Consider the following 19,707-nt stretch of genomic DNA (forward strand, 5'->3'; position numbering starts at 1 on the left):
ATGGCCGAACTCAACGAGAAAGCCTTCGAGCAGATCGGCCGTGCCGTCAGGACGGGCGGGGCGGCCAGCGAATCCGTCTTCGGGCGCATGGTCCGGCGCCTGACGCCCGCGGGCGCGGCCGACACGCTGGACTGGGCGGACGATGCCGACTGGGCGCGGCTGCAGCAGGAGCCCCTGCGCGCCCGGGTCCTTCTGCGCCTGGCGGTGCTCTTTCTGCTGCTGCTGGTGCTCTGGGCCGCGTATGCGGAGCTCGACGAAGTCACGCGGGGCGACGGCAAGGTGGTGCCCACGAGCCAGGTGCAGGTCATCCAGAGCGTGGATGGCGGCGTCGTGGAAGTGCTGCCGGTGCGGGAGGGGCAGATCGTCGAAGCGGGCCAGTTGCTGCTGCGCGTGGACTCCACCCGGTTCATGTCGAACATGCTGGAAAGCCGGGCGAGCCTGCTCGCGCTGCAGGCCAAGGCCCTGCGCCTGCAGGCACTGACGCAGGGCGGCACATTCATTCCTCCGCCGGACCTCCTGCGGGACGCGCCGGACATCGTTGCGCAGGAGATGCGCCTGTACCGCTCGCGGCGCGAGGAGATCAGCGCGCAGGTGTCCATCTCGCAGAACCAGCTCCTGCAGCGCCAGCAGGAGCTCAATGAGGTGCGTGCCCGCAAGGAGCAGGCCGAGCGTGGCCTGGAGTTGATGCTCAAGGAGCTGAACGCCACGCGGCCCATGGTGGCCACGGGCGCGGTGTCCGAGGTGGAGGTGCTGCGGCTGGACCGCGAGGTGGCGCGCCTGCGCGGCGACCGCGAGCAGGCGGATGCGCAGATCTCCCGCGTGCAGGCCGCGATCCAGGAGGCCTCGCGGCGCATCGAGGAGGTGCAGCTCACGGCCCGCAACCAGATGAGCGCCGAGCTGTCGGAGACCATGAGCAAGCTCTCCAGCCTGTCCGAGGGCGGCCGGGCGCTGGCCGACAAGGTCAAGCACGCGGACATCCGCTCGCCGGTGCGGGGCACCGTCAAGCGCCTGCTGGTCAACACCGTGGGCGGCGTGGTGCAGCCTGGCAAGGAGGTGGTGGAGATCGTGCCGCTGGACGACGCGCTCATCCTGGAGGCGCAGGTCAGTCCGCGCGACATCGCGTTCCTGCACCCGGGCCAGGAGGCCATGGTCAAGTTCACGGCCTACGACTTTTCGATCTACGGCGGCCTGGCGGCCGAGGTGGTGAACATCAGCGCGGACTCGGTCGTCGATGACAAGGGCAATGCCAACTACCTGGTGCGCGTGCGCACGCGCAAGGCCAGCCTGGGGGCGAACCTGCCCATCATCCCCGGCATGGTGGCGCAGGTGGACATCCTCACGGGCAAGAAGACCGTGCTGGCCTACCTGCTCAAGCCGGTGCTGCGCGCCAAGGCGAACGCCTTGTCCGAGAGGTGAATGCGATGAACCACTACCTGGCCAGCGATGTGCCGCAGTCCCTGGACCGCTGGGGGGCCGCATTCCCGCAGGGCACGCGCATCGACAAGGCGCAGTGGCCCGCCATGGTGGCCGCGCTGCGCGGCGGCGGCGGGGGGCGCTCGGCCATCGTGTGGCTGAGCACCGAGTACCCCGAGTGGCCGGCGCTGCTGGGCGAACTGGTCCAGTCGGACAAGCGCGCGCGCGTGGTGGTGGCCACCGGCGTGCCGGACGACCGCGAAGGCCTGAAGGCCATCAACGAAGGCGCTCGCGCCTATTGCCACCTGTTTGCCGTGCCCGAGATGCTGCAGGAAGTGGCGCTGGTGGTGCAGCACGGTGGCCTGTGGGTGGGCCGGGCACTGGTGTCGCGCCTGGCCGCCGCCACCGCGGGCCTGACGGCGCCGCACGCCGTGCCACAGGCGCACCAGGATCTGCAGCTGCGGCTGTCCTCGCGGGAGCTGGAGGTCGCGCGCGCGGTGGCCCAGGGGTTGTCCAACAAGGAGATCGCGGACCGGCTGTTCATCTCGGAGCGCACCGTCAAGGCGCACCTGGGGGCCACCTTCGAGAAGCTCGGCGTGCGCGACCGGGTGCAGCTCGTGCTGCGCATGAACCAGGGCCCGCAGGTTGCACAGGGGCCCGCATCCCATGCCTGACAAGAGCCTGCCGCCCCACGGCAATCCGCTGAGCTCCTCCGACGCCGGGCTGGCCCGGGTGACCGAGGACCTGATAGATCTGCTCATCGTGCGCGGCGTGATCCGCTTCACCGACCTGCCGCTGGCCGCGCAGAACAAGCTCCTGGAGCGCAAGGAGACCCGGGCCCGCCTGAGCAATAGCCTGGATCTATTGGGTGACGATTCGGGCAACGAAACTATTTGAGTTTCCGGGGCCGGCAGGCCCAAAAGTGGACCTAAGTCCAATAGTGGATACGGGGCGGCGTCAGTAGCCTTCACTGACATCAGTCACATGCCGTTACTTCCTGCCGCTGCGCAGGGCGTAGGGGTTTACCGGAGCCAGCCCATGTCCCAAATCGCCACCGTGGTTGCCGTCACCGGCACCGCTTTCGCGGTCGATGCCGATGGCCATCGCCGTCCCCTCAAGGCCGGAGACGCCTTGCAAAAGGGTGAAATCGTCCAGACCACGGCAGGAGGCCGGGTGGAGCTGCTGCTGGACGACGGCCAGACGCTGGCCGTGGCGCCCGCGCAAAGCGTCAAGATCGATGACAGCGTCACGCAGACCGCTGAACGCCCCACCGCCCAGGAGGCCAGCGTCGGGCAGGGCACCATCGACACGGTCATCCAGGTGCTGCAGCGTGGGGGCGACCTCAACGAGCAGCTGGACGCCACGGCCGCCGGCCTGGGCGGCGGTGCCGGGGGCGAAGGCGAGGGCAGCAGCTTCGTGCAGCTGCTGCGCATCTTCGAGGGGGTGGACCCGCTGGCCTACCAATACAGCTTCACACCGCAATCGGCGCCCGACATCGACTTCAATCCATTGGCGGTGCTCACCGTCGACGCGGCGCCCACGCCGGCGCCGCCCCCGCCCGTGGCTCCGCCGCCCCCGCCGGTGCCAGCGCCTCCTCCCCCTGCGCCACCCACTCCCCCGGTGCCCGCACCTCCTCCTCCGCCGGCTCCCCCCCCACCCGGCCCTCCCCCTGCTTCGCCACCGCCACCTCCGCCTGCGCCGGAACCGGTGCGCCTGAACGTGAGCACGACGCTGGAAGAAGAATCCGCCCCGTCCGGGGGACCCAGTGGGATCCTGGGCAACAACGAGGAGGACGATGGCCTCCTCAGCTTCCACAAAGGTACCCTGGACTTGGAGGGCGGGACGATTTTCTCCATCGGGTTGCCTGGGTTCGCGAATGTGCCGGTTCCCCCAGAGGGGGTGACCATCTATTTCGACGCACTGGGTCAGCCGATTCCAGAAGGTGATTCCACGCCGCCCGCAGTGCGTCTGTTCATCGCGCCCAACGGGAATTACAGCCTGTCCGTCATCGGACCTTTGCAGCATGCGCCGGGTGACGGCGAGAACTTCCTCGGGCTGCCCGTGGTGACTTTCAGTGGTGTCACGGGGGAAGGTGGGGAGTTCACTGCGGAGCTCAACATGTCGGTGCAGGACGACGTCCCCGTGATCACGACCAGCGCCGAGGATGCGCCCACGCTGACGACGTCGGACCGCGGCGTCAACCAGGCCACCAACACGGGGTACGAGGGCACGGAGAACAACCCGGACGCCGTGGACTCGGACACGGACAGCAACACCTTCAACGGCACGGCCTTTGTGGTGTCCTTCGGGGCGGACGGCCCCAAGCTGCTGCCTGGCGGCAGCGAGGGAGAAGGCCCTGCCGTGCGCGACGGCTATGCCTTCGCATTCCAGATCGGCAATGGCGGAGCCACGGGGCTCTACGCCACCGGCACCAACACCGAGATCGTGCTGAGCACGACCGGGGACCCCTCCGTGGTGGTGGGGCGCGACGGCAGCGGCAACGTGATCCTGACGCTGCAGATCGACCCGCAGACCGGTGCCGTGGTGATGACGCAGACCGGGGCCATTCGGCATGCCGCGCCCGATGGCGTGGATGGCGGCGGCGACGAGCTGCAGGCGCTGGGAACCGGGGTTCTCAGCGTGGTGCTGGAGGCCACCGACAACGACGACGATACCGTGGCGGCCGAGCTGGACCTGGGCGGGCGCCTGCTGTTTGGCGACGACGTGCCGGTCCACCGCTATGACGAGGCCCCCGGGCAGGGCGAGGGCCCCGGGGAACCCGTGGAGCGCGTCCTCTCGCTGCAGGCCGAAGAAGAGTCCGCCATGGAGGGCGGACACACGATAGGCAACGACGAGAACGACCTTCCGCTCACATCCGTCGACAGTGGAGGCCTGACCCAGATCAATGGCGCGATCAACTGGGGCGCCGATGGTTTTGGCAAGCTCACGGGCGTGCGCGTGGGCAGCGGTGAAGGCGCGACCAACGTTCCTGTTGGCCAGGCGGTCTGGTTCAATGCCAACGGCGAAGTGATTCCCTCGGGCCCCGGTGGAGCGCAGCCCGACGGGGCCGCCGCCAGCCTGGTGGTCGAGGCCACGGGCAGCTACACGCTCACGGTGCTTGCCACCATGAACCACGCCGCGGGCGGCACCGTGGTGCAGGGCGAGGACTGGCTCAACCTCGAAACCGTGCGCCTCGTCGGCGAAGATGGCGACGGCGATGCCATCACCGTCGCGCTGGAAACGCGGGTGCAGGACGACATCCCCGTGCACGTCAAGCTGCTGGGCATCCCGGTGCCATTGGTCGCGCTGCTGGAGGAGGAATCCGCGTCCAACGGCGACGGCGGCGTGATCGGCAATGACGAGTCGCTCGACTGGCTGGCCATCATCCCCGTGGGCTCGCTGAGCGCGTCGACGGGTGCCCAGTCCATGACGGGGGTGGTGCGCTGGGGCGCAGACCAGTTCGGCGGCGTGGCCGCCGTCCAGGTCGGCGCCCAGGAATATGCCGTGGGCAACACCATTGCCACCGTGTACCTGGACCGCGAGGGCCAGCCCATTGCAGATGGGGACACCACAACCCCCCGGTCGGTCGAACTGCGCATCGACGGCGCCACGGGCGGCTACCGCCTGACGGTCATCGGGCCGCTGGACCACGATCCGGGCCAGGGCGAGAACCTGATGCTGCGCACCTTCACCTTCGTGGGCGTCGATGGCGACGGCGACCGGATCGGCGTGGATCTCTACGCCAAGATCCAGGATGATGTGCCCGAGCACGCCAGGGAGAATGGCAGTGCCGTCAAGCTCAGCCTGAAAGTCGAGGAAGAGTCGGTGCCCCACAGCGGCGGCACGCTGGGCAACAACGAAACGGCGGATGGACTGAGCCACGCCCACACCGACGCCACGGGCTTCCAGGGCTCCGTGAAGTGGGGCGCCGATGACTTCGGCGGCATCACGGGCGTCAAGGTGCAGACGGGCATCTTCACCGAGAACAGCTACAGCCCGGTGGCCGGCGTGGTGACCGTGTACTTCGACCAGCACGGCAAGGCCCTGCCCCCCGGGGCCACCAGCGGCGCGGCGGTGCTGACGGTGGATGCGGACGGCGCCTACCGGTTCGAGGTGCTGGACAACCTCATCCACAAAGGCGCGGGCGAAGACTGGCTGAACCTGCCCAGGATCACCTTCGTGGGCGAGGATGGCGATGGCGACAGGATCGGCGTGGAATTGAACGCCTCCATCCAGGACGACGTGCCCATCGTGACGGTGTCCGACGCCGTGCCGGTCGCCGAGCACAGCTTCACGGTGGAGTACAAGGGCGGCGAGGCCGGCTACAACAACAGCTTCGGCTATTACTTCAAGAACCCGGATGGCTCCATCGACACCTCCAGGGGCGGGTTCGTGCTGTGGGACAACGTCAAGACCGAAGGCGGCATGACCGTGTCGCTGCCCACGGGCGTGACGGCCGACCAGATCGGTTTCTTCATCATCCCCAACGGCGACAGCCAGAACGGCGCGCTGGGCGACGCCCAGGCGGTGTCGTTCCAGCTCGTGGGCGGGAAGTGGACCGCGTTCGCCGGCGGATCGCCGCTCGCGGGCGAGGGGGCACCCATCTACTTCTCCGACCAGGCGCTCAACAGCGATGGGCAGTCCCACCTGCAGCAAACGCCGTCGGGCACGGCGGCCGGCCAGGACAGCAGGGGCAACTTCAACTGGGAAGATCTCAAGATCACCTCCGGCAGCTCGGACAAGGACTACGACGACGTCAACCTGGACCTGAACTGGAACGTGCCGCTGCTGGTCAAGGATGCGCAAGCCGATCTGGGAACGAGTTCGGACAACGACGGCAAGGCGCTGGCGGGCAGCTTCCAGTTCCACTTCGGCGCGGATGGCGCGGCGGCCAGCGGCAGCAAGACCTTCGGCCTGAGCGTCGGCGCGCAGGGCCAGGCGTCGGCGCTGAAGGACACCGCGACCGGCTCTGCCGTTCTGGTGAAGATGGAGGGCGGCGCGGCCGTCGGCTACATCCTCATCGGCGGTGTGCAGACCAATGTGTTCAAGGTCTCGGTGGCGGGCGACGCGGCCAACAACGGCCAGGTGACGGTGGAGCAGTACCGCGCGGTGGTGCACCCCACCAACGATCCGCACGAGATCGTCAACATCGGCGGCGGCGTGATCCAGCTCACCGCGCAGGCCAAGGATGGCGATGGCGACAAGTCCAATACCGCCACCTACGACATCGGCCGGCAGATCAACTTCCAGGACACGGGCCCGGTGGCTGCGGACGATGCCGCCAATCTCACGGCCTCGGCGGGGACCATGGGCACCACGGAGCATGCCGTGGGCAATGTGCTGGGCAACGACATGTACGAGGCCAAGGCGGATGGCGCCCATGCCGAAGTGGTGTTCAACCGCGCCGGTGGCGACAGGTCGGGCAACACGACCGACCTGGACGGCCCGTCGTTCGATGCCAACGGCACCCTGGGCACACTCAGGATCGCGGCCAATGGCGATGCCACCTATGCGCTGAATGACCTCAAGGCGATGGCGCTGGGCGAAGGCGCCTCGGTCACCGACAGCTTCAACTACCAGATGAAGGATGCGGATGGCGACACCGACGTGGCCAATGTGCGCGTGACGGTGCAGGGCGTGAACGACGCGCCCGAATTCGTGACCGGCAACGACCAGACGACCGAGATCTGGGTGGACAAGGATGGTGATGGCAACAAGGACGGCGACGAGGTCTCGCGCTATTCCGGGCCGAATGCCGACCAGATCGCGGTGAGCGTGCAGGAAGACGCGCTGGAGCCGGGCAACCGCGAGAGCCCGGACCAGACCACCACGGATGCGGCCAGCTTCGGTGTGGCCGACCCCGACATCGGCGACACCGTGGGCGTGCGCTTCGATACGACGGGCAGCCTGCTGCCAGCGCTGACCTCGGGCGGTGCGCCCATCGTCTGGACCCCCAACGCGTCGGGCACGGAACTCATCGGCCAGGTGGGCGGCACCGAGATCATCAAGGTGACCATCGGGGGCACCTATGAAAGCGGCTACACCAGCAGCGTGGTGCTGCTGGGCCCCGTGGACCATGCACCGCCCCCCGCGGGCACGGCCACCGATGGCGATGTGAAGGAACTGAACTTCACGGTCATCGCGAACGACCGCCCGCTCAACCCGTCCACCGGCCTCACGGACACCATGGCGCTCAAGGTGACGGTGGAGGACGACGCCCCCACCGCCAGGCTCGTGGATGGCGCCGCCATGGTGCTGAGCGCCACGCTCGAGGAAGAGTCCGCACTGCGTGGCGGCGCGAAGATCGGCAATGACGAACGGGATGCGAGCGACCTGGCCCATGGCGCGCAGCTGGAGGCATCGACCGGCGTGCAGGTGATGACCGGCGCCGTGAAGTGGGGCGCCGACGGTTTCGGCAAGGTCACCGGCCTGCAGTTTGGCGGCACCACCGTGAACGTGGATCTGGGCACGGGGGGCAAGGTGTACTTCAATGCCGACGGGCAGCCGCAAGGCAGTTCCACGGGGGCGGCCGCCGTGCTGGAGGTCCAGGCCAATGGCGAGTACACGCTCACGGTGACGGGGGCGCTCATGCACTCGGCGCAAGGCGAGGACACGCTGAACCTGGGCCGCGTGCAGATCGTGGGCGAGGACCGTGACGGCGACGCCATCGGCGTGGAGCTGGCCGCCAGCGTGAAGGACGACATCCCCGTCATCACCACGGTGGAGCCCGTGCCTGTGCCGGGCATCACCGTGCAACTGGTGGGCAGCGACGCGGGCTACAACAACACCTGGGGCTACTACATCAAGGACGCCAGCGGCATGCCCACCACGGGCACGGTGGTGTGGGACAACGTGAAGAACCAGCCGGTGACCAGCGTCACCCTGCCGCCGGGCGTGCTGCCCGGCCAGGTCGGCTTCTTCATGATCCCCAATGGCGACAGCCTCAATGGTTCGCTGGGCAACAACACGGCGGTCACCTTCTCGCAAGACAGCGGCGGCCAGTGGGTCGCGCACGCGGGTGGCGCTCCGCTCGCCGGGCAGGGCGCGGCCGCACTGTTCGACAACAGCGCGCTCAATCTCGACGGCCTGTCCCATGTGAACACCCTCGCGGTGGGCCCTGTCTCGGGCAATCAGAACTGGGAGGACATCGCGGGCGGCGGCGACCTGGACTACAACGACGTGCTGCTCAACGTCACCATGCCGCTGCTGGTGGACGACAGCTTCCTGAACATCGACGCGGAGTCCGATGTGGGCTCCACGCGCTTCACCGTGAGCTACGGCGCCGACGGTGCGGCCGCGCTGCAGGGCAAGGCTTATGGGCTGGTCCTGACCGGTGGTGAAGGCACGCCCTCGGGCTTCAAGGACACCGCGCAGTACTCGAACGGCCAGCCCGCCGATGTGCTGCTCAAGAGCGGGCCCGGCGGCACGCTCATCGGCTACGTGACGGTGGACGGCGTGGAAAAGACGGTCTTCCAGCTGTCGGTCGATGCCGCCACGGGCGAGGTCACGTTCGACCAGCAGCGCACGGTGGTGCATTCGACGCCGGGCGACTCCAACGAGGTGCAGTCGGCGCTGGCGGGCAAGATCGGCCTGCAGCTCACGGCCACCGATGGCGATGGCGACCATGTCAACGCGAGCATCGACCTGGGCCGCATGCTGTTCATCGCGGACGACGGCCCCGTGGCGAAGGACGACACGGATGGCACGCAGTGGGTGGTGGACCACTGGGTTGCCACCGGCAACGTGCTCACGGGGGCGGGCACCACCTCGGGCGATGCCGGCAAGGACCAGCACGAGGGCATGCAGGACGGCGCCAAGGCCGAGGTCGTGCAGGTGCGCGCGGGTGCAGAGGGCGCCGTGTGGACGCCTGGCACGGCCGTGGCCAGCGGTGGCAGCGCCACGGTGGCGGGCCAGTACGGCTCGCTCACCATCGAGTCCGATGGCGACTACACCTACACCGGGCACCAGACCACCGTGCAGCTCGGAGGGGGCGCGGGCGTGCCGGCCGGCACCGATGCCTTCGACTACGGCAAGCCCTACACCACGAACCTGGGCGAACAGCTGATCACCAGCCCCACGCCCGCGCAGACCGGCGGCGCCGTGGTCACCAGCCAGGGCAATGGCGCGGGCGTGGACGACCCCACCGAGCCCGTGCCGGGCGACGTGGGCGCCAGCACACCCGAGCAGGTGGGCTACTCGCCCAGCCAGGGCACGGAGGCCCTGTCGGTGGACCTGGGCACGATGGCCGTGCGGGCCGTGGTGGACATTTCCAACCTGTTCCAGAACGAATCGGGCCAGACGGGCAACCAGGGCGAGACCGGGCGCTGGGAGGCGTTCGACGCCGCCGGCAACAAGGTGGGCGAGGGCATGATCGGCGGCGCGCTGTTCCACAACGGCGCGAACGGCAGCGACCCCGTGCACCAGGGCCAGGTGGAGATCGAGGTGCTGGGCGCCGACGGCAACCCCATCGCCTTCCAGAACGTGGTGTTCTCGGGCGTGGACTATCTCGCCGGTGACAAGGGCAGCGACAGCTCGGACTACTTCGTCAAGGCGGTCAGCTTCGAGGAAGCCGTGGCGCCCGAGACGACGGACACGTTCAGCTACCAGATGAAGGACGGCGATGGCGACACCGACAGCGCCACGCTGACCATCGAAACCGGCCACCAGCAGAGCACGCAGGGCCTGGGCATGGTGTACGAGGACGGCCTGGCCACGGGCAACGTGGACAGCAGCCCGCACACCACCGATACGGCTGGCACGCTGGGCATGGGGGGCGCCACCTACGCGCTGGTGGCCCCGGTGCAGAAGATCACCTCGGCGGGCGAAGAGGTGCGCTGGAGCACGTCGGCCGATGGCAAGACCCTGACCGGCACGGCCGGCGCGGGCGCCGATGTGCGCACGGTGGCCGTGGCCACCATCGACGACAGCGGCCAGTACAAAGTGGAACTCAAGGGCCAGGTGGACCACGCCTACACCGAGAGCGGCGAGGAAAACCTGTACCTGCAGCTGGTGGCGCAGAAGACGGTGGACGGCGAGACCGAGGTCCAGGGCTTCAACATCAAGATCCAGGACGACGCGCCGGTCTACGTGGGCGGTACGCAGGACACCCTGGTCGCCAACAGCGGCGTGGGCGAGGTCACGGCGGACCTGGGCGCACGCGTGGGTGCCGACGTGGTGGGGGCGGACGTGAACCTCACGGCGACCTCGGCCGCCACCGTGGGTACGTCCCCCGTGCGGTATGTCTCCATGTCGTACCTGCAGGGCGGCGATGTGCATTCCACCGTGATGACGGTGGACGGCAACAAGGTGTTCTACCAGGCCACGAGCGACGGCAGCATCAAGGCGGTGTACGACGACGGCGGTGTGCTGAAGACCGCGTTCACCGTGAACGGCGTGGTGAATGCCGACGGCACAACCAGCTACGTCACCAACATGGTGGCGGTGGCCGACAAGGTGCAGGTGGGCGAGACGGTCACACCCGGCAGCACGACGACCGTGGAGAAGACCGTGGTCTTCGGCGACAGCAAGAACGACGATGTGTTCAAGCCCAGCAGCTATACCCACTCGTCGGCTGGCGGCAGCGAAATGGGCGCGCGGTACGTGGACTCCGCCACGGGCATCTACATGCAGATCTCGGCCGACAAGGACGAGACCAAGGCCAACACCGTGCAGTGGAAGAACGGGAAGTGGGAGGTCACCCAGGACGACACCTCGCTGCAGACCGACGGCAACCAGGCCAACGACCCCGAGGTCAACTGGTCGTCCACGGGCAACGGCAATGGCGGGGGGGGCTTTGGCGTCGGCGACAACTTCATCGGCAACGACAGCTCGGTGGGCGAGCGCGATTCCGACAGGAGCGATGCCGTGAAGGCCGGCGACGGCGCGGGCGAGCGCCTGGTGGTCGAGTTCTTCAAGGCCGACGGCACGCGCCTGAACGTGACCTCCGCCGACTTCAAGCTCGACCACCTGGGCAAGGAGGAAGCCGCCGTGGTCACGGCGGTGAACACCGGCAGCGGCGGCGCCACGACCGTGGTGGGATCGCCCATCGTTCAGGAGGGCACGGCCAGCGGCGGCAACACCAATGGTGGTACCGCCAGCGTGGAGACGCCCGTCAGGGTGGATCCGGCGGGCTCGGCCACATTCAACACCGTCCAGTTCACCGCCGAGGATTGCACGGACTACCGGGTGACCGATGCGGCCACCCTGACCTACACCGAGACGGTGACAACACCTCCGGTCACGACGCCTGTCTATGCCGACCAGATGTGGATCGACCTGCAGGCCGTGATCGTCGATGGCGACGGCGACACGCTGGCGGACCCGATTGACGTCAAGATCGTCATCGACACCGGCAACACGCTCGATGGCGACGAGGTGGAGCTGTCCGATGCGGCGGCGGGCGGGCTGGCCATCAAGGGTGGCGATGCGCCGGAAACCATCGTGGGCAGCGCGGGCGACGATACCGTGCAGGCTGGCGAGGGCAATGACACCGTGCAGGGAGGTGACGGCGACGATTTGCTGGATGGGGGCCCTGGCAGCGACATCCTGGCCGGCGGCGATGGCGACGACACCATCGAGATCAACCTCGCGGACAGCAGCCCCGGCGGCACCGACAAGGATGTCGTCAAGGACCTGGAGGAGGGCGACAAGATCGAGGTGGCGGACCTGCTGACGGACGACGGTGGCGACCTGCTCGCAAGCCTGCCTCTGGCGGCGGATGCCTCGGGCGACACGAACATCGCGGTGGACAGCAACGGACCGGCGGCGGGCGGAGCGTCCCAGACCGTGGTGGTGGAAGACACCACGCCGGAGGCCCTGGCCGTGGACCTGGCCCTGGGGACCCCCGATGTGGCGACGGTGACCAAGCCGAACGACGACTGAGCCACGCACCCCAGGCGCAAGGGGCCTGGGGTGCGTGGGTTGTGGATGGGCAAGAAAAAGGCTGCCACCGCTTGTGGATCAAGCGGTGGCAGCTATCTGTTTTGATGACAGGCAAGAGGCCGGCGGCAGAGTGCCTTCGCCCTCGCTGGCACCGGACCCTTCATGTCGCGCGGAGCCGCTGCGGCGCATGACGCCGCGCCAGAGCGGCATCCCTTGCGTGCGGCAGCGCGCGAGGATGGCAAGGAAGATGCCAGGCGCCGCCGAACGCCTCAACGGATGCCCGGCCCCGTGGCGCCATCAAAGCCCAGCGAGGCCAGCAGGGGCAGGTCGTCCCGCGATTCGACCCCCAGCGCAATGACCTGGATACCAATGGCATGGGCGATGCTGCACAGCCCCTTGAGGAACTCCTGGTTGCCCAGATTGCCCGCGATGCCGCGCACGTAGCTGGGATGCACCTTGATGTAGTCCAGCCCCAGGTCGGCGAGCTTGTTGCCTTCGGTGAACCGCTGGCCGAAGTATTCGATGCCCACGCGGCATCCGAGTTGCTGCAGGGTGTGGGCAAGCTCCTTGAACGCATCGAAGGCGCGAAACACCCCGTACTCCGGCACCTCGAAAAGCAGGCGTGGACAGATGTCGGGGTAGGCGCGCAGCAACTGCATCAGCTCGTTGCGGAAGTGGAAGTCCGCGATGGTCTCGGACGACAGGTTGATCGCGATGTCGCCGGCCGTGCCGCGCAGGTGCTCGATGGCAAGGCGCACCACGCGCAGGTCGATGGGGGCCGTGAGGTTCAGGTGCGCTGCCATCGGCATGAAGTCGCCCGCGGACAGCAGGGCGCCCGAGGCGTCGGACGCCAGGCGGATCACGCCTTCCTGGTGGATGGCGCCTTCGCCGCGTCCGTCGACAACGGGGTAGAAGGCCAGCTGCAGCCTGCCACCGGTGACGGCTTCGGTCAGCAGCGTGCGCCATTGTTCGGCGGGCCGGGCCTCGGCGGGGTGCTCGCCTTCGTCGGCGAACATGCTGTTGGGGCCCAGGGATTGCGCCCGCGCCAGCGCCTCGTCCGCTCTGCTGAAAAGCGCGCCCAGGGTTTCCTGGCGCCGGTAGCCCACGGCGCAGATGTGGAACAGGTCGGGGGCCGTGGCAGACCAGTGGGGCAGCCATTGCGATGACAGGCGCGCGAAGATATCCTGCGCGGCCTCGGACGGGGAGGGTGTGGAGGGGCACAGGACGCCGAACTCACCGCCGTTGAGGCGCCCCGCGCGCTGGCCGGGCTTGCCCTCGCCGCTCTTGTAGAGCACGGAGCCCAGGTGCTTGAGCAGGGCATCCACCCGCTGATGGCCCAGTTGCGCGTTCAGCCTCTCCAGATTGGCCAGGCGGACAATCACCAGGCTGCCCGATGAGAGGAATTGCTCGCCTTCCAGGGCTTCGCGCAGGTGCGACAGGAAGTACTCGCGGCTGGAGAGCCCGGTGACTGCATCGCGGTTGACCTTCTTGCGAAGCCCTTCCAGGCGGGCCGCCTCCTCCCCGAACATGGACCGCAGGCGCGCGACCATGTCGTTCATGCCCCGTGCCACGCTGCGCAGTTCGGGTGTCCGCGGCTCCGTGATCTTGATGAAACGCCGCTCCGCGATGGCCTCGGCCTGCGCGACCACATCGCGCAAGGGGCGCGTGATGCGGCGCACCGCGATGGTTCCCGCGCCGCCCGCGACAAGGCTGCCCAGGACGAACCAGGCCAGCAGCTCCAGCGTGCCGCTCCAGAGGCTGCGGTAGGCGTACTGGTCGTGGCTTGCGAGGGTCAGCGTTCCATATTGTTTCCATCCATCCTGGATCAGCGCCCTGCCAGGCTCCGCGCTGATCGGGATCAGCCGGGCGAACCAGCCGGGCGCGCCTTCCAACTGCCCGTCGAAGGTGCGCTGCACGAGCGTCTGGCCCGTGGGCGAGGCGATGCGGATGAAGCGGTAGTGGCCAGCGTCAAACTGCGCGGCGACCTGCAGCTCCACCGTGACCGGGTCCTTGTCGAGCTGCGAAAGCGCCAGCGCCAGCGACGTGGCGTTGTCGAAGTTCTTGATCTGCAGCTGCTGCTGCAGGTAGTGCCGCGCGGACAGAACGCTGACGAGCATGCTGCCTCCAAAGGCCAGCGCCATGACCAGTCCGATGGCAAGCCAGAGTTGTTTGGTGAGTGACATGGTCGCTATCTCCGGTGATTGGTGCAGGGGTCAGAAACCCTCTTGCCGCATGCGTTCGAGTACGTCGCGCCAGCGTGACAGCCGCGTCGTCGGGTCTGCCGACGATGTGGATGCGCCGGACACCCACAGCCCTTCGTTGTTGAAGCTGAACACGGGGGACAGGTCCGGCCGGGACGAGGCCGGGCGGATGGCCGTGATCAGGTTGTCCAGCACCACCGGCTCTTCGGCCGGATGGGCGTAGTAGCCCAGGACCATGTGGGCTTCGCTCTTGCTGCTGCCGGGGCCGCCGATGCGGGCCCTCACGTAGATCATCCGCAGCCTGTCGTTGGGCACGCCCATGTGCAGCAGCGTGATGTATTTGGCGATGGAGAAGTCTTCGCAGTCGCCCGCGCCGCGCCCCATGAACTCCAGCGGCGTGGCCCAGTAGTCGTTTTGCTGCCAGACCACCGCATCGCTTTCAAACAGCATGCGGCGGTTGAAGAAGCTGTTGACGTGGGCGAGCTTGTCCACCTCGCTCAGGTGCTGGCCCTCGTTGAGCATGGCGCGCCAGGCGCTGATCTGCTCGGCCCCCTTGGGGCCGTGGCGCTGGAGGGCGAGGGCTTGAATCCTGTCCAGGTCAGGGGCGCTGAATACGGCCCCCAGCAGGGTTGCGACGGCCAATGCCAGCACCACCCGGAAGTGCGCGGTGGCCCGGGGCGCGTGCTGGAAAAGTGGCTGCAGGAAATGCATGGAACACGCGGAACGCGGCTACCTTGCGCGGAAGTAACTGGATTCAACCAGTGGTTGCAGAGTTGTAAAAAAAAACTGTGCGAGTTTCAATCGAAATGCTACGTTTCAATTCTGCATCACAAATGATTCGGAGTTGTCATGAAACTTCCTCTTACCCTGATCGCCGCGGCCGTCGTGGTCAGCACTAGTGCATCCGCACAAGCTCTCCCGGAAGGCCTTGTGGACGCAGCCCGAAAGGCGGTGGTGAGCAACCCGGACGTCCAGGCGCGATGGTTCGGTTTCCGGGCAGCCGATTCAGAGCGAAGCGTTGCGCGCGCCGGCTTCCTTCCCCAGCTGGACGCGGTGGCCAGCACCGGCCGCGAGAACCGTGTGCGGCCTTCCGGCAGCACGGGCTCGTACCACCATACCGGCGCGGCGCTCACGCTGAACCAGATGCTGTTCGATGGCTTCTTCACCAGCAGCGAAGTGCGGCGGCTCGGCCACGCCAAGCTCACGCGGTACTACGAACTGGTGGAGGCCTCCGAGACAGCGGCGCTGGAAGCGGTGCGCGCCTATGCCGATGTGGCGCGGTACCGCGAACTGGTGGAGCAGGCCAAGCAGAACTATGTGGAGCACAAGCTGACCACCAACCAGATTGACGAGCGCACTTCCGCGGGCGTGGGGCGCCGCGTCGATCTCGAACAGGCGACGGGCCGCCTCGCGCTGGCGGAGTCGAATCTGCTGACGGAAATCTCCAACCTGCACGATGTCAGCGCCCGCTACCAGCGGCTGGTGGGCGAGCTGCCGCCGCCCGCGCTGCCGCCCTTGCCCGAAGGCTTTCGGCTCACCCAGCTGCCGCAAAAGACCGACGAGGTGGTGGCCCTTGCGCTCAACAACAGTCCCACGATCAACGCTGCCATCGAGAACATGCTGGCCAGCGAGGCAGGCATTGCATCGCAGAAGGCCGGCTTCATGCCCCGGGTCGACTTCAGGGCCCGCCAGTCGTGGGACCGCAACCTCATCGGGGAGCAGGGGCGCTCGCGCGACAGCACCGTGGAGCTGGTGCTGACCTACAACTTCTTCAGGGGCGGTGCCGACAAGGCGCGGGAGCAGCAGGCGGTGGAGAACAAGTTCCAGGCCCGGGAGCTGAAGGAAAAGGCCTGCAGGGACGTGCGCCAGACCACGGCGATCGCGTTCAATGATGCGCGGAGGCTGGTGGAGCAGATGACCTATCTGGACCAGCACCGCCTGTCGACGGAAAAGGCCCGGGAAGCCTACCGCCAGCAATTCGATCTCGGGCAGCGCACCCTGCTGGATTTGCTGGACACGCAGAACGAGGCATTCCAGGCGAGCCGGGCCTATGTCAACGCGCGCTACGACCAGGTGGTGGCGCAGGCGCGGACCCTGGGCGCGATGGGGCAGCTGCTGGCCGCGTTGAATGTGAGCCGGGCCGACATGCCCTCGCCCGCAGACGCGGGCCAGCAGCGCAGTGGCATCGACCCCGCCGATCTGTGTCCCGCCGAAGTCCCTGTATCGATCGCCGTGGACAAGGCGAGGGCGGTTGCCGATACGCCGGCACGCCCGCGTGCCACGCTGCCCGCGCAGCCCACGGGTGCGCCCCGGCCCGCCGCTGCCCGCTAGGGGGCGGGGCGAAGGCCCCGGCCGCCTGGCTTCGCGAGGCGTTCGGACTAGGCGGCGGCGACGCCTGCGGCGTGCGCCTGCTGATCCGCGTGGTAGCTGCTGCGCACCATGGCGCCCACCGCAGCGTGGCTGAAGCCCATCTTGTAGGCCTCCTGCTCGAACATCTTGAAGGTGTCGGGATGCACGTAGCGGCGCACCGGCAGATGGCTGTTACTGGGCGACAGGTACTGGCCGATGGTCAGCATGTCGATGTCGTGCGCGCGCATGTCGCGCATCACCTGCAGGATCTCTTCGTCTGTCTCGCCCAGGCCCACCATGATGCCGCTCTTGGTCGGTACCTTGGGGTGCAGCGCCTTGAACTTCTTGAGCAGGTTCAGGCTGAACTGGTAGTCGGAGCCGGGGCGCGCTTCCTTGTACAGGCGGGGCGCGGTCTCCAGGTTGTGGTTCATCACGTCGGGCGGCGCGGCCTTGAGGATCTCGAGCGCGCGGTCGTCGCGGCCCCGGAAGTCGGGCACCAGGATCTCGATCTGCGTGGCGGGCGACAGTTCGCGGATGTTCTGGATGCATTCCACGAAGTGGCCGCTGCCGCCGTCGCGCAGGTCGTCGCGGTCCACGCTGGTGATCACCACGTACTTGAGCTTGAGGGCGGCGATGGTCTTGGCCAGGTTCAGCGGCTCGTCCTTGTCCAGCGGATCGGGGCGGCCGTGGCCCACGTCGCAGAACGGGCAGCGTCGCGTGCATTTGTCGCCCATGATCATGAAGGTGGCCGTGCCCTTGCCGAAGCATTCGCCGATGTTGGGGCAGGAGGCTTCCTCACAGACCGTGTGCAGCTTGTGCTCGCGCAGGATCTCCTTGATTTCATAGAAGCGCGTTGTCGGGCTGCCGGCTTTCACCCGGATCCACTCAGGCTTCTTGAGCACCTCGCCCTGCTCCACCTTGATGGGGATGCGCGACAGCTTGGCCGCGGCCTTCTGCTTGGCCAGCGGGTTGTAGGCTTCTGTGGATTGCGCTTCGCGGACGACTTCAGGGGTGCTCATGGCGTGTAGGCGGTTCAGGGCGCGAGCCGGATGCTGAGCTGCTGGCCCAGCACCTGTGCGGCTTCCTCCCAGGTGGTGTGGACCCCGATTGTAGAAAGGTCCACCGTTCGCAATCCTGCGTAACCGCAAGGGTTGATGCGCTCAAAGGGTTCCAGGTCCATCGCCACGTTGAGCGCCACGCCGTGGTAGGTGCAGTGCCGGCTGACCTTGATGCCCAGGGCCGCGATCTTGCCCAGGCCCGTGAAGTCCGGCGCGGCGATGGCGCCGTTCTCCGGGCGCTTCTGGGGGCGCTGCGGCAGCAGTGCATGGCTGTGCGGGTCGTCCAGGCGCACGTAGATGCCGGGGGCCCCGGCGACGCGATGGCCCGTGACGCCAAAGTGCGCCAGCGTGCGGATCGCGGCTTCCTCCACGCGGTACACATACTCCTTGACGAAGTAGCCCGCGCGCTGAAGGTCGATCAGGGGATAGGCCACGACCTGGCCGGGGCCATGGAAGGTGACCTGGCCCCCCCGGTTGGTGGCAACGACAGGAACATCTCCGGGGTGCAGGAGGTGGTCGCTTTTGCCGGCCAGCCCTTGGGTGTACAGCGGCGCGTGCTCGCATATCCATAGCGCATCCACGGTCTCGGCTGCGCGGGTGGCCGTGTAGTCCTGCATGGCCTGCACCGTGGCGGCATAGTCCACGCGGCCAAGCACGCGAAGGTCGATGGCCATGAGTGCTATCTCTATCTATCTCTGTCTGGCTGATGCAGGCGCGGGCCTTACAGCACCACCTTCACCATGGGGTGCGACGACAGCGCGCGGTACAGATTGTCGAGCTGCTCCCGGCTGGTCGCGGTGATGGTGATGGTAACTCCGAGGTAATTGCCGGCCCGGCTGTCGCGCAGTTCAATGGTGCCAGCGTCGAAGGTCGGGTCGAACTGGCGGGCCAGTTCCGTCACGGCATGCACGAAGCCATCCACCTTCGCACCCATGACCTTGATCGGGAACCTGGAGGGGTATTCGATCAGAGAGTCCTTGCGGGGATCGTTAGGCTGTGTGTCGGGGCCGTTTTCAGGCGGCAGGCTGGAGGATGTCATGGCGGAAAGTGCTTCGGTTTCAGGAGCTGGCAGGGCTTTGCCATTGTGCTTCAACGGCGTGTCCGTTGTGAAAACCCTGACCGGGCGGCATGCGCCAGATCGGTGCGCGGGGGCCGCAGGGAAAGGGAAAAAGCCGTTGGCCCGTCACCACAACGGCGCAGGCTTGCGCACCGGTTTTGGACCGGGGTTGCGGGTCTTTGTCGAGCGCCACGGGTTTTTACTTATAATTAGAGGCTTTGTGAAAGTTGCAGTCTGTAACGCGGGCGTCATTCAACAATGAAAACAATCGCGCCTGAGACTGAAACTGAGGCTGAAGAATCTGACTTCAAGCCCCTGACGGCCCAAGAGGCCGAACAGTGGCGCAGTCGCAATCCTCCCATCTCCGTATGGAAGGTGGTGGCGGGTCAGGCGCTGGTCGGGATGCTGGTGGCCCTGGTGGCCTGGCTTCTGACGGGCAGGGCGTCGGTAGGCTGGTCTGCGGCTTATGGTGCTCTGGCGGTGGTGGTTCCGGCTGGCTTGTTTGCACGGGGGGTGTTGCGCCACAAGGCGTCTTCCAATCCGCGTGCCGCCATGGTGGGGTTCTTTGGTTGGGAAATCGCCAAGATCGTGTTGACGGTGGCGCTGCTCGCAGCGGCACCCCGGCTGGTGGCGGGCCTGAACTGGATTGCCCTGCTGGTAGGCATGGTGATCACAATGAAAACGTACTGGGTGGCACTGTTGGTGCGGCCCGGTGTCCGAAAAACCGATTGATAGAGAGAAGAGTTGT

11 protein-coding genes are annotated in these 19,707 nt (G+C 67.4%); 6 read left to right on the plus strand and 5 right to left on the minus strand.

Annotation, left to right across the window (positions count from 1 at the left end):
- The 4 genes from KW843_RS26100 (at position 1) to KW843_RS26115 (ending at position 12,294) form a co-directional block, all read left to right on the plus strand.
- The gene (locus tag KW843_RS26100) at positions 1–1,416 is read left to right on the plus strand and encodes an HlyD family type I secretion periplasmic adaptor subunit (protein ID WP_218298023.1); all 1,416 of its coding nucleotides are present in this window, start codon (positions 1–3) and stop codon (positions 1,414–1,416) included.
- Between the two features lie 5 nt (positions 1,417–1,421).
- Entirely contained in the window at positions 1,422–2,087 is a 666-nt protein-coding gene (locus KW843_RS26105) for a response regulator transcription factor (RefSeq protein ID WP_218298024.1), read from the plus strand.
- A complete protein-coding gene (locus tag KW843_RS26110; protein WP_255591960.1) occupies positions 2,080–2,310 on the plus strand; it encodes a hypothetical protein in 231 nt (76 codons plus the stop codon). Before KW843_RS26105 ends, KW843_RS26110 begins: the two co-directional genes overlap by 8 nt.
- 141 nt (positions 2,311–2,451) lie before the next feature.
- The gene (locus tag KW843_RS26115) at positions 2,452–12,294 is read left to right on the plus strand and encodes a retention module-containing protein (protein ID WP_218298025.1); all 9,843 of its coding nucleotides are present in this window, start codon (positions 2,452–2,454) and stop codon (positions 12,292–12,294) included.
- Between the two features lie 269 nt (positions 12,295–12,563).
- Here KW843_RS26115 and KW843_RS26120 read toward each other — a convergent pair whose 3' ends face one another.
- Together KW843_RS26120 and KW843_RS26125 are read right to left on the minus strand one after the other, a co-directional pair.
- Positions 12,564–14,477 carry an EAL domain-containing protein gene (locus tag KW843_RS26120; RefSeq protein ID WP_218298026.1) on the minus strand — a complete coding sequence of 638 codons (1,914 nt, stop codon included), beginning with the start codon at positions 14,475–14,477 and terminating at the stop codon, positions 12,564–12,566.
- A gap of 30 nt (positions 14,478–14,507) precedes the next feature.
- A complete protein-coding gene (locus tag KW843_RS26125; protein ID WP_218298027.1) occupies positions 14,508–15,206 on the minus strand; it encodes a transglutaminase-like cysteine peptidase in 699 nt (232 codons plus the stop codon).
- Between the two features lie 138 nt (positions 15,207–15,344).
- Here KW843_RS26125 and KW843_RS26130 point away from each other — a divergent pair, with 138 nt between their 5' ends.
- Positions 15,345–16,826, plus strand: coding sequence for a TolC family outer membrane protein (locus KW843_RS26130; protein ID WP_218298028.1), 1,482 nt, complete (start codon positions 15,345–15,347; stop codon positions 16,824–16,826).
- Between the two features lie 47 nt (positions 16,827–16,873).
- Here the strand turns inward: KW843_RS26130 and lipA are convergent, their stop codons facing one another.
- The 3 genes from lipA to KW843_RS26145 are packed head-to-tail and all read right to left on the minus strand — an operon-like array spanning position 16,874 to position 18,941.
- Positions 16,874–17,863 carry a lipoyl synthase gene (gene lipA / locus KW843_RS26135; RefSeq protein ID WP_218298029.1) on the minus strand — a complete coding sequence of 330 codons (990 nt, stop codon included), beginning with the start codon at positions 17,861–17,863 and terminating at the stop codon, positions 16,874–16,876.
- Positions 17,864–17,877: 14 nt separating this feature from the next.
- Positions 17,878–18,576: a lipoyl(octanoyl) transferase LipB gene (gene lipB / locus KW843_RS26140; protein WP_218298030.1), complete on the minus strand. Its 699-nt coding sequence runs from the start codon at positions 18,574–18,576 to the stop codon at positions 17,878–17,880.
- Positions 18,577–18,623: 47 nt separating this feature from the next.
- Complete coding sequence (locus KW843_RS26145; protein WP_218298031.1) at positions 18,624–18,941, minus strand: YbeD family protein; 318 nt, start codon at positions 18,939–18,941, stop codon at positions 18,624–18,626.
- A 276-nt stretch (positions 18,942–19,217) separates the two neighbouring features.
- Between KW843_RS26145 and KW843_RS26150 the strand changes: the two genes are divergently transcribed.
- Entirely contained in the window at positions 19,218–19,691 is a 474-nt protein-coding gene (locus KW843_RS26150) for an ATP synthase subunit I (protein ID WP_218298032.1), read from the plus strand.
- The last annotated feature ends 16 nt before the right edge of the window (positions 19,692–19,707 follow it).

Origin of the sequence: Acidovorax sp. sif1233 (genome assembly GCF_019218755.1) — a bacterium.
GTDB lineage: Bacteria > Pseudomonadota > Gammaproteobacteria > Burkholderiales > Burkholderiaceae_C > Acidovorax.